Annotated in this window: 10 protein-coding genes and 1 tRNA gene; 6 read left to right on the top strand and 5 right to left on the bottom strand. The window is 63.7% G+C overall.

Going from position 1 to position 11,648, the window contains the following annotated elements; translation table 11 throughout:
* The first annotated feature begins 28 nt into the window (after window positions 1-28).
* Window positions 29-838, top strand: coding sequence for a hypothetical protein (locus NO363_RS06130; RefSeq protein ID WP_256687659.1), 810 nt, complete (start codon window positions 29-31; stop codon window positions 836-838).
* Between the two features lie 201 nt (window positions 839-1,039).
* On the opposite strand, the gene NO363_RS06125 is transcribed toward NO363_RS06130, so the two are convergent.
* From NO363_RS06125 to thiC, 3 genes are all read right to left on the bottom strand, one after another.
* A tRNA-Val gene (locus tag NO363_RS06125) sits at window positions 1,040-1,114 on the bottom strand.
* A gap of 40 nt (window positions 1,115-1,154) precedes the next feature.
* Window positions 1,155-1,688 (bottom strand): cob(I)yrinic acid a,c-diamide adenosyltransferase, encoded by a 534-nt coding sequence (locus NO363_RS06120; protein WP_256687657.1) that lies wholly within the window; start codon window positions 1,686-1,688, stop codon window positions 1,155-1,157.
* 100 nt (window positions 1,689-1,788) lie between these two features.
* The gene (gene thiC / locus NO363_RS06115) at window positions 1,789-3,234 is read right to left on the bottom strand and encodes a phosphomethylpyrimidine synthase ThiC (RefSeq protein ID WP_256687655.1); all 1,446 of its coding nucleotides are present in this window, start codon (window positions 3,232-3,234) and stop codon (window positions 1,789-1,791) included.
* Window positions 3,235-3,358: 124 nt separating this feature from the next.
* On the opposite strand from thiC, the gene NO363_RS06110 reads away from it, so the two are divergent.
* The 5 genes from NO363_RS06110 (at window position 3,359) to NO363_RS06090 (ending at window position 10,243) form a co-directional block, all read left to right on the top strand.
* The gene (locus NO363_RS06110) at window positions 3,359-4,621 is read left to right on the top strand and encodes an MgtC/SapB family protein (protein WP_256687653.1); all 1,263 of its coding nucleotides are present in this window, start codon (window positions 3,359-3,361) and stop codon (window positions 4,619-4,621) included.
* A 71-nt stretch (window positions 4,622-4,692) separates the two neighbouring features.
* Window positions 4,693-5,733 carry a zinc-binding dehydrogenase gene (locus NO363_RS06105; protein WP_256687652.1) on the top strand — a complete coding sequence of 347 codons (1,041 nt, stop codon included), beginning with the start codon at window positions 4,693-4,695 and terminating at the stop codon, window positions 5,731-5,733.
* A 138-nt stretch (window positions 5,734-5,871) separates the two neighbouring features.
* Window positions 5,872-7,350 carry an alkaline phosphatase gene (locus tag NO363_RS06100; RefSeq protein WP_256687651.1) on the top strand — a complete coding sequence of 493 codons (1,479 nt, stop codon included), beginning with the start codon at window positions 5,872-5,874 and terminating at the stop codon, window positions 7,348-7,350.
* 264 nt (window positions 7,351-7,614) lie between these two features.
* Window positions 7,615-8,142, top strand: a complete 528-nt coding sequence (locus NO363_RS06095) for a hypothetical protein (protein ID WP_256687650.1) — start codon at window positions 7,615-7,617, stop codon at window positions 8,140-8,142.
* A gap of 73 nt (window positions 8,143-8,215) precedes the next feature.
* On the top strand, window positions 8,216-10,243 hold the full coding sequence (locus NO363_RS06090) for a PQQ-dependent sugar dehydrogenase (RefSeq protein WP_256687649.1): 2,028 nt from the start codon (window positions 8,216-8,218) through the stop codon (window positions 10,241-10,243).
* Window positions 10,244-10,249: 6 nt separating this feature from the next.
* On the opposite strand, the gene NO363_RS06085 is transcribed toward NO363_RS06090, so the two are convergent.
* Together NO363_RS06085 and NO363_RS06080 are read right to left on the bottom strand one after the other, a co-directional pair.
* Window positions 10,250-10,864, bottom strand: a complete 615-nt coding sequence (locus NO363_RS06085; protein ID WP_256687648.1) for a TetR/AcrR family transcriptional regulator — start codon at window positions 10,862-10,864, stop codon at window positions 10,250-10,252.
* A 49-nt stretch (window positions 10,865-10,913) separates the two neighbouring features.
* Window positions 10,914-11,588, bottom strand: coding sequence for a helix-turn-helix domain-containing protein (locus NO363_RS06080; protein WP_256687647.1), 675 nt, complete (start codon window positions 11,586-11,588; stop codon window positions 10,914-10,916).
* Between the last annotated feature and the right edge of the window lie 60 nt (window positions 11,589-11,648).

Here is an 11,648-nt window from a genome sequence, read left to right as displayed (position 1 = left end):
ATAAACCATAGTCGCGTAACAAATCGTAATGGGGCTTCAAGAAGAAATGGAGGAGTATCTCTGTGAGGTAGAGAAAACGCTTGCTGGAATTGAAGATGATGTCGAAGCATTCTTTTCGGATCTTGAGACACAGGAGAATCCGTTTTCAAAGGAAGCGGACAGTGATGCATTATCTACATACGAATGGGCACCACGAACAGAGATCAACCCTGCACAGAGGAGGGCACGTGAGAAATACGAACAATGGTACAACTCCGTAGAACCATTAGTGTACGAATATCTTCCTCGAAGATACGAGGAATTCGAGGATACACACTCAAAAATAATAAAATATCTCAACCTCAACTCAGGAATTACGAAATCTGCTCCAGCAGACCCAATGGAGAGAGCGGTTGAAATCATCAGCATACTGGATGGACAGAGAAGTATCGCAAAGGCAGCGCCAAACCGAGTCGCTGCTGAACAGTTCAACGCCCGAAAAGAGATATCTGCTGATGTAGAAGCAGACGAACTACTACGTGCAAAGCAATTATTTGAAAACGGTTTAGTTAGGGAAAGCGGTGTGATTGCTGGTGTGGCACTTGAACGACATCTTCTCACGATGTGTGAAACATCCGACAAAGAAATCGAGTATGACGCTACTCACAGTATTGATAGGCTAGCTCAATCCCTATATGAGGCTGATGAGATCCGAAACTCGCCGATGAAGCGTCTGAAACATCTGGGTGGTGTACGCGGTGACTGTGCCCATCCTGGCGATGAACCGAATTCGGAGAGTGTAGAACGGCTACTCAACGATACAGAAGAATTCGTTCGGAACGGATTTGAGAGTGAATAGCAAAGACGGGATCGGCTGCAAATGACCATCTTGGTTTTGCTAACTAGATCGCTTCGTGGCCGAGCACAGCAAAAAGTGTGTGGAGCAGGGTAGATTTGAACCACGAGGACTTCGCTACGCTCGTTCTCTGGACTCAAATCCTTCGTAACAACTTTTGCGACGCTGGCCGTTCACTTCGCTCACGGCGTTGCGGCGCAAAAGTGGGTCGGGGCGGATTTGAACCGCCGACTTCCTCCGTGTGAAGGAGGTATCATAACCGGCCTAGATCACCGACCCCGTGCCCACGATTTCCGACCGCGAAAGATAAACGTTGCCTTCAGTAGTCGGGCGCTTCCTCGCTCACCCCATCGCGCTGGTTCACCACGCGCGCGAGGGTGAACAGCGCATCGGAGAGCCGATTCAGGTAGGTCACGGTCTGCTCGTTGATTGCCTCCTCACTCGCGAGCGCGACCGCGCGACGTTCGGCCCGCCGACAGACAGCTCTGGCGTGATGGAGGCGCGCACCGCTGTCGCCACCCCCCGGAAGGATGAACGACTGGAGGGGGTCGAGCTCCTCGTCGTGGGCGTCCATCCACTCCTCCAGCTGCTCGACGCGCTCGTGGGTCATCCGCGGGTCGTCCGCGTCGGGCTCGGGGTTGGCGAGGTCGGCCTGCACGACGTGGAGGTGGTTCTGGATCGCGCGGAGCTGCTCGTCGACGTCCTCGTGACCCGTCGGGCGGACCCGCCCCACCGTGGCGTTCACTTCATCCACAGTACCGTAGGCTTCGATCCGGGAGTTCGCCTTCGAGACCCGATCCATCGTCCGGAGATCGGTCTGACCTTCGTCGCCACGACCCGTGTAGATCGTCATACCGACCGTGCGCCCGGCAGCGACTTATACCCCGTCGAACTGCTCGATCCCACCGCAAACGGACAGCCCACACACCGCGAGAATGGAGCGAAAAGAGAGGTCAGTCGTCGGCGGGTTCGCCCTCGCCGTGGACCGCCCCGTCGATCTCGGGGAGTTCGGGGATGGCGCTCGTGTCGTGGGTACCAACTGGAGGAAGATTGACCGCCGCTGCGGGCGAGGCATCGAGATCGACGCCCGTATCGAGCGCGTCCATCTCGCCGTCGGCGTCGCGGGCGTCCTGATCGATCCGCATCGAGCAGAATTCGACGCCGCACATCGAGCAGAAGCGCGCTTCCTTGTAGTTGTCACCCGGCAGGGTCTGGTCGTGCGAGTCCCGGGCGCGGTCGGGATCGAGCGCGAGGTCGAACTGCTCGCGCCAGTCGAAATCGTATCTGGCCTGCGAGAGCGCGTCGTCCCAGTCGCGCGCGCCGGGCAGCCCGTTCGCCACGTCGCCGGCGTGGGCCGCGATCCGGTAGGCCGCGAGCCCCTCACGGACGTCCTCTGCATCGGGCAGCCCGAGATGCTCCTTCGGTGTGACGTAGCAGAGCATCGCCGCGCCCGCGCGGGCGGCCTCGGTCGCGCCGATCGCACTCGTGATGTGGTCGTAGCCCGGCGCGATGTCGGTCACGAGCGGCCCGAGCACGTAGAACGGCGCGCCGTCACAGACCTCTTGCTGGCGCTCGACGTTGCCCTTGATCTGGTCCATCGGCACGTGGCCTGGTCCCTCGACCATCACCTGGACGCCGTGATCCCACGCGGTTCGGGTGAGCTCGCCGAGCGTGTCCAACTCGGCAAACTGGGCCTCGTCGCTCGCGTCCGCGAGGCTTCCGGGTCGGAGCCCGTCGCCCAGGCTGACGGTGACGTCGTGCTCGGCGAAAATCTCGCAGATCGCCTCGAATTCGGTGTAGAGGGGATTCTGCATCGCGTTCTCCTCCATCCACTGGGCGAGGATCGAGCCGCCACGCGAGACGATCCCCGTCACCCGGCCGTCGGTCAGCGGGAGGTGTTCCATCAGGACGCCAGCGTGGATTGTCATGTAGTCGACGCCCTGTTCGGCCTGCTTTTCGATCACGTCGAGCAGGAGCTCGTGAGTGATCTCCTCGGGGCTCTCGGCGCGCTTGACCGCCTCGTAGATCGGGACCGTCCCGATCGGCACGGGCGAGTGCTCGACGTTCGCCTCGCGGATCGTGTCGAGTTCGTCGCCGGTGCTCAGATCCATCACGGTGTCCGCGCCGTAGTGGACCGCCGCGTGGAGCTTGCGGAGCTCCTCGGTCCGGTCGCTCGTCGTCTCGCTGTTGCCGATGTTGGCGTTGACCTTCGTCGCGAACTCGCGACCGATGATCATCGGGTCGAGCCCTTCGTGGGCGTGGTTCGTGGGGATCACCGCCTCGCCCGCGGCGACCTGCTCGCGGACGAACTCGGGGTCGCGGTTCTCGCGCTCGGCGACGCGCTCGATCGCCGGCGTGACGATACCCTCGCGGGCGGACTGGAGCTGTGTCTGCGCCATCGATAATCTAGTTATACTACCAGATTATAAAGTTGGCGACCGACGGCAACGGTCGGTGATAGTCGGGCGGATCGCCCGAGCGAGGACGACGGACGTTTATACGTGAGCGGGAGAACCCCGAAGCGTGAGCCCCGTCGTCCAGTTGGCCGTCCCGCTCGACGGCCCCGTCATCAGGATCGCGCTCGCGGGCGCGCTCGGGCTGTTCTTGGGGCTCGAACGCGAGTGGTCTGACAAGCCCGCGGGCATCCGGACGTTCTCACTCATTAGCCTGCTTGGGGCCGTCTTCACCACGCTGGGGCGCGACGGACTGCTGGCGGTCGGCGGCGTGCTCGTCATCGTTCAAGGAACCGTTCTGGCGATCCAGGGGCTGCGCGACGAGGATCTCGGCCTCTCGCTCACCACTTCGGTGTCGATGCTGGTCGCCTACGGCGTCGGCGCGCTGACCGCCGCCGGCTTCGTCATCGAGAGCATCACCGTCGCCGTGCTCTCCTCGCTGTTGCTCGTGCTCAAACGCGAACTCCACACGTTCGCCGGCGCGCTCTCGCGCGAGGAGCTCCGCTCGACGACCGAGTTCGCCATCCTCGCGTTCGTCATCTACCCGCTGCTCCCGACCGGCGACGTCACGCTCGGCTCCGGCCCGCTGGCGGTCGAACTCGAACCACGCGTCGTCTGGCTGATGGTGGTCGCGGTCGCCGCCATCGGCATCGTCAACTACGCCATCGTGCGGACGTATGGCGGTCGGGGCATCGCCGTCACGGGCTTTTTCGGCGGGCTGGCCTCCTCGACGGCGGTGGTGGGGACGATGCTCGATTCGGTGCGCCAGCGACCCGCGGCGACCTCCTACGCGGTAGCGGCCGTCCTGCTCGCCGACGCCGCGATGGCGCTGCGCAACCTCGCCATCGTGCTCGCGTTCACGTTCCCGGACGTGCTCGTGGGCGCGCTCGTCCCGCTCGTCGTGGTCGTCGTCGGGAGCGTCGCCATCGCCGCCATCACTGCCGACTGGAATACACCGGTGGAGATGGAACTTGACAGCCCGTTCTCGCTACGCAACGTGCTCGCCTTCGGCGCGATGTTCGCCGTCATCATTCTGGCCGGCGGCATCGCCCAGTCGGAGTTCGGCGAGGTGGGCTTCTACGTGACCGCCGTGCTATCGGGGCTCGTCTCCAGTGCGGGCGCGACCGCATCGACCGTCTCGCTCTATCGCACCGGGAGCCTGGCCGGCGAGACGGCCGTCATCGCCGTCCTGCTCGCCACCGCGTCGAGCATCGTCGTCAAGGCCGCGCTGACCGCCGCCGGGCCGAGTCGGTCGTTCGCCTCCCGAGTCGCGTTCTGGAGCGCCGTTCTCTTGGCCGGTTCGCTCGCGGTGGCGGTTCTCGTGACGCTGTGAACAATGGCGACCCGAACGATCTGTCATCAACGACCGAAACCGCTATGCGCGCGTCGCTGCCATCCGGTGACATGCAGGCAGTCCAGTTCACCGAGCACGGCGACCGCGACGTCATCGAGTACGGCGACTTCCCCGATCCCGAACCCGGGAAGGACGAAGCGCTCGTCGACGTGAAAGCCGGCGCGTTGAACCACCTCGACGTCTTCACGCGCCGCGGACTGCCGGGCGTCGACCTGGAGATGCCACATATCCCTGGCAGCGACGCCGCCGGTGTCGTCACCGACGTCGGCGAGGACGTCACGCGCGTCGAGGTCGGCGATCGCGTCGCCGTCACCGCCGGCGTCTCCTGTGGCGAGTGCGAGTTCTGCCGCCACGGCGAACACTCGCTCTGTGAGAGCTACCACCTCATCGGCGAGCACGTTCGTGGGGTCCACGCCGAGCAGGCGGCCGTTCCCGCCGCGAACCTCGTCCACGTTCCCGACGACATCGATTGGGTGACGGCGGCGGCCGCGCCGCTGACCTTCCAGACCGCGTGGCGCATGCTGATGACCCGCGCCGACATCAAGGCCGGCGAATCAATCCTGGTGCTCGGCGCTTCCGGGGGAGTGGGCCAGGCGGCGGTTCAGATCGCCGACTACGCCGGTGCGGAGGTCTACGCGACCGCGAGCACCGACGAGAAACTGGAATACGCCGAGGAGTGCGGGGCCGATCACACGATCAACTACGCCGAGAACGACTTCGCGAGCGAGATGCGCGAGCTCACCGACGGGCGTGGTGTCGACGTCGTCGTCGACTACGTCGGCCCGGAGACGTGGGACGACTCGACGAAGTGTCTCGCCAAGGGTGGTCGGCTCGTCACCTGCGGGGCGACCACCGGCCCGAAGGCCGAGACGAACATCAACCGCGTCTTCTGGAAACAGATCGACATCCTGGGATCGACGATGGCCACCCTCGGCGAGGTCGACGACGTGCTCTCGCTGGTCTGGGACGGCACCTTTGAACCCCGAATCCGCGAGACGCTGCCGATGAGCGAGGCCACCCGTGCCCACGGAATGCTCGAAGATCGCGAGGGGTTCGGCAAGGTCGTCGTGATCCCCGACAGCGAACGCTGAGTCGAACGCGGCTCGCATAAATCGGTGCCATCCGAGCGGCCCCTATTGGAATGTCTACATGGTAATCCCCTACAACACCATGTTGAATTTTGACACATGTAACAAGTTTTATGATGCCGGTGGATGGGGATTTGTCCGATGTCGGAGAGACCATCGACGGAACGGGCGAGTAGCACCGACGACGATGCCGATGACGGCCCGAACACGACGCGCCGAACGTTCCTCAAGGGATCGAGTGCGGCGGCCGGCATGGCGGCGCTCGGATTCCAGGGGACCGAGCAAGCGAACGCGAACGATACTGATGGTACCGACGAGGACGACGATAGCGGGGGAGACGACGGGCCGACGAACGTCATTCTGTTCGTTGGCGACGGTCAGGGTCGCGCACAGCTCGATCTGGGTCGATATCTGAAGGCCTATCGGAAGAACTCCGAGAAGTTCCCACTCAACACTGCCGACGTGACCTACAACGTCGATCGCCACGACGCGCACGGCTCGGCGATGACGTATCCGGACGATCCCGAGGAATTCGTCGCCGATTCGGCGGCGACGGCGACCGCGATATCGACCGGCCACAAGACCTACAATGGTGCGATCGCTGGCGTCGAGAACGACGCGGGCGAATTCGTCCCCAAGCAGACGGTACTGGAGCAGGCCCGCGACATGGGCTACGCCGTCGGGCTGGTAACGACGGCGCGGATGACGCACGCGACACCAGCATCGTTCGCCAGCCACGTCCCGTCCCGCGACGAGGAGGAGAAGATCGCCAAACAGTACGTCCGCGATAGCGGCGTCGACGTGCTCTTCGGCGGCGCGCGCTCGTACTTCCTGCCCGATGGCCGCGAGAACGACAGCGCGAACCTGGTCGCCGAGGCCAAACGCAACGGCTACAACTACGTCACGACCGCGAGCGAACTCGATTCGCTCGACAGCGCGCCAGCACTCGGCCTGTTCAGCGAGTCCGACCACCTGAGCTACACGCTCGATCGGCAGGACAACGACGACTCGACCCAGCCGGGACTCGGCGCGATGGCCGAGACGGCGATCGAACTGCTCGAAGCCCGCGGCGGGCGAAAGGGGTTCTTCCTGCTGGTCGAATCCGGCCGCATCGACCACGCGGGCCACTCGAACTACCCGGTCGTCGCTCACGAACAGCTCGAAGCCGACGACGTGATCGGTCGGCTGCTCGATTACGCCGACGACTCCCACGGCGAGACGTCGGTCATCACGACCGCCGACCACGAGACGGGCGGTCTCTCGCTCGGTACTGGGGGGCCGTACGACGTGAACTTCGACGTGCTCGACGGGATGAACGCGAGCACGGCCACGGTCGTCCCACAGATCGAGGAGGCGGAATCGCGCGACGAGGTCGCCTCGATCATGACCGAGCAGATGGGTGTCGAACTGCTCGACACCGAACTCGACGAACTGCGCGCGTACAACACACCGGTCGCCGAGATCCTCAACCACCGGATACGGCTCGGCTGGACGTCGACCGGTCACACCGCCGAGAACGTCCCGACCTTCGCCACCGGCCCGAACGCCGAGTTCTTCGACGGCACCGTCGACAACACGGATATTGCCGATGCGATCCGCAAACGGCTGAACGGCGACTGAGCCACTCTCCCTTTCCGTGGCTCTGTTGAAACAATCGGAATTGGACGTGACCGGTGTGATGAGTGGGAACTATCCCAGCAAGGAAGTGACGACCGATTTTTGCGGATAGCAGATCTGCGATGTAAAACACTGCTTGCTTGGCTACTGAGGTATATCACATCTGAACAATCATCGCTGATCTAAATTGACGTGAGTAGTGAATCAGGAGCGCAATTGGATGGGACGAACGTACAAGTACGTCGAATGCCACTAACTGAGCGCAAAATGGATCGGGATGTGAGGATAAGTCTCGTTTGTGGTGGCATTGTCGCTCTCTCCGGGTTTCTCGGATATATCGTTCTCCCGTTAGCCACGGGTGAATTTACGGACCTCACTCGCATTGTTACGAGTGCGATGAGTAAGTCGCTCGGATACCACATGCTGATTCTGACAATGCCGTCGTGGTTGGTCACGTTCGGCGGAATCGTTTGGGCTCGACAGTGGGGACTGGATTCTACATGGGACGACGTTGTGATCGTCGGCGGGATCAATGGTGTCCCACTGTTGATGGCGTTTGCCACTTACGTGATTGCTGCCGTCGGGATGGCACTCGTAATCACATTCAGCGGCCCAATCGAGACTCCTCTGGTCGTGATAGCGGCAATGGGCCTTGTCTTGTTGGCCTTGCTTGTCGGATTCGCGTTTGCAGCGATAGTGTTCGTTATCGTGTTTCTGGCGGTGGGAGTCGGCAGTATTGCTGGCTACACATCCGCTCGGGCTGTCCTCTATCTATGGGGATCGGTTCGCCAGTAATCATGCTATCTCGATGGCCGGCGAGTCGTCACGATTTTGACCCGAGCACCACTCGCTTCGAGCGAACGCTCACGTGAACCCGATACAGCACACACAGGACGACGGAAGTCGGGCGGTCGCCAGCCGACGACGCTTTCTCTCGCTGACGGCGGCCGGCGCGCTCGCGGGCGTCGCCACCGCCGGACACGGGCGTGCACAGAGCACCCGAACGATCGAACTCGGCGGGAAGATCGCCGGCTGGCAGGGTCATGCACCCGACTCGATCGCCGACGAAGAAAATCCCACGCTCGCCCTCGAAGCCGGCGTCGACTACCGCATCACCTGGACGAACCTCGACGGAATGGGCCACAACATCGCGCTGGTCGACGAGAACGACGCAGTCCTCGAACGGACCGAGGTGATGAGCGAGCAGGGCGCGACCCAGACGATCGAGTTCACCGCCCGCGAGGAGATGGCCGAATACATCTGCGAGCCACACCGGTCGTCGATGCGCGGGAGCGTACGCTTCGGCTCCGGAGCGTCGGCCACGACGGACGCCGCGACCACCGAGCAGGCCATCCCGACCGGGCCGACGATCGGCCTCGAACGGCTCGTCGGCGGCTTCCAGGTACCGACCGACATGGCGCTACTGCCGGGCGACGACCAGCGAGTCGTCGTCGATCTCTACGGGGTCGCCCAGCTCAACGAGGGCGATCAGTTGCGCGACGAGCCGTTTCTCGATCTGCGCGATCGCCTCGCCGAGATCACCGGCGAGCGCGGCTTTCTCGGCCTCGCACCACATCCCGACTACGAGGAGAACCGGCGCTTCTACGTGCGCTACAGCGCCCCGCCGGCCGACGACGCACCCGACGAGTTCTCGCACACGGAGATCCTCTCGGAGTTCGAGGCGAACGAGGATGGAACGAGCGCGCGTCCCGACTCCGAACGAGTGTTGCTCGAAGTCGACGAACCACGCAAAGTCCACAACGGCGGCGCGGTCGCGTTCGGGCCCGACGGCTATCTCTATACTTCCTACGGCGACGGTGGCGGCCCACGGGACACGGGTCCCGGTCACGCGAGCGATTGGTACGATCGCAATCGCGGCGGCAACGGCCAGGACGTCACCGAGAACCTCCGCGGATCGATCCTGCGCATCGACGTCGACAACCAAGATGGGGAGAAACCCTACGCGATCCCCGACGACAACCCGCTCGTCGGCAAGGACGGATTGGACGAACACTTCGCGTGGGGCTTTCGCAACCCCTGGCGAATGAGTTTCAACGACGGCGAGCTCTACGTCGCCGACGTCGGCCAGAACCGCTACGAGGAGATCGATCGCGTCGTGAAGGGCGGCAACTACGGCTGGAACGTCCGCGAGGGCACCCACTGCTACGGCACCGAGAGCCTGAGCGACATGCCGAAGAACTGCCCGAGTCGAACCCCGCCGGACGTCCGGGGTGGCGAGCCGCTCCACGATCCCGTCATCGAGTATCCCCACGCCCGCAACGGCGAGACCATCGGCATCTCGGTCATCGGTGGCTATCTCTACGACGGCTCGATCGACGCTCTCGATGGGAAATACGTCTTCGGCGACTACAGCAAGGAGGGCGATCCGCGCGGATCGCTGTTCGCGGCCACCCCTACCGACGACGGGCTCTGGGATCTCGAACGGCTTCAGGTCGCGGGCGCAGAGGGCGGCGCGGTCGAGGGCTATCTCATCGCCATCGCCCGCGACGCCGACGGCGAGCTGTTCGCGCTGACCTCCGCCGGCGAGCTCGGCGGCGCGGTGAACCGGATCACGGCGACCGAGGCGACGGGCACCGTGACGACCCCGGACGGGACGAACGCGACCGCGAACGCAACGGGTTCCGCCACGAGCGCACTGGGAACCGATACGGCCGATACCGATGCGACCGATACCGACGCGAACGCGACGGCGGGCGTTCGATCGGCGGCTGGAAACGGCACGGCGAGCGGATCGGGTGGAACGAACGGATCGGACGGGACGAACGGATCGGGCAACGCAAGCGGAACCGAAACGAGCGGTGACGGGGCGGGCTTCGGTGTGCTCGCCGCGCTCGCCGGCATCGGTGGTCTCGCCGCGCGCCGCCTCCGGCACTGAGAGCGGTTATTCCGCTTCGTTGCGGAGATCGGCGAGGATCTCGTCTTCGAGCGCCTCGCGCACGTCGAGCGCGATCGCCTCGCGATCGAGGGTGATCTGGTGGACGCGCCCGCCGAGCATCGTCGCCATGATCAGCGCCGACAGCCGCTCGGCATCGACGTCGTGAAAGACGCCCTGTTCGATGCCGTCGTCGATGATGGTCGTGAGCATGTCGTGCAGGAGATCGTAGTTCGCCGCGAGCTGTTCGCGGAAGGCGGCGTTGTGCGGTGCCTGCGCGCGCAGTTCGAGCAATGCGGTATGGAACTCGTGATCCTCGCCGCGTTCGTCGCCGAGCCCGAGCAGCAGTTCGTCGACGAGGGCGTCGAGGCGTGCGTTCGGGTCGTCGCTGTCGACATCGAGACGACTCGTGAATCGGTCGAGGAGATGCTCCAGAAAGGCGGCGAGCAGTTCGTCTTTCGTGTCGTAGTGGTAGTGCAGAACGGCCTTGGTCTTCTCGAACTCGTCGGCGATCGCCTGCATCGTGAGGTTGGCGTAGCCGTGCTCGCAGAGCGCACGGTAGGTCGCCTCCATGATCTCCTCGCGGGTGTCGGTCGGCTCCGATCCACCCTCTGACGAACTCATTTGACTGACTATTCGGCGGCGGACGGTTATATCCTGTCGCTTGCGTGCGTCAGTCCTCGCGCCGTGCCTCCACCGCACCGACCAACAGCGCGTCCTCGATGAGCGCGCCCGTCGCGCGGCGGAGCCGCTCCGAGAGCGCCTGATGGGAGATATTCAACTGGTCGGCGAGTTCGCTCTGGTCGGTCTCGCGCGGGACCTGATAGTAACCCGCTTCGACCGCGGTTTCGAGCGCCTCGAACTGTGCCTCGGTGAGTCCGAAGCGGCCGGCGGGCTCGCCTTCGAGCTGCCGGATGGCCCTGACGTCGAAGGTGAGTCCGTTGTCGTCGGCGAACTGCACGGTCTTCGAGAGCGATTCGCGGTTGGGGTAGAGCACGCGGAGATACCATCGCCCATCGGTGCCGTAGGCGTCGGTGATGGTCGCCCGCGAGTTCGTCAGCATCTGGAGCACCACCTCGACCTCGGAGATCCACTGCATGCGGTAGAGCTGTTCCTCGTCGAACGCCGACAGCAGTTCGAGTTCATCGACGCTCGGGTCGTCCGCGAAGGCCTCTTCGACGGCCTCGACCGTGGCGTTGCGGATCCACATCAGCGGCATGGCCGCCTTGTCGCCGCTCTGGACGATGCGCTCGACCTCGAACTCGACGTCTGGCAGCGAGTCGAGCGCCTCGTACAGCGCGAACTCCTGGGCCGGGATCTCCCCCCGAACGATACAGGCGTTGGACATGGTCGACGTTCGCATCCGTCCGGCAAAAACTCCCTGACACTGTTTCGGAGCGCCGCGGAT

It is taken from the genome of Halococcus qingdaonensis, from assembly GCF_024508235.1.
In the GTDB taxonomy this organism is placed as follows: Archaea; Halobacteriota; Halobacteria; order Halobacteriales; family Halococcaceae; genus Halococcus; species Halococcus qingdaonensis.
The sequence above is the reverse complement of the archived record's forward strand: the minus strand, read 5'-3'. Positions and strand labels throughout refer to the sequence as shown.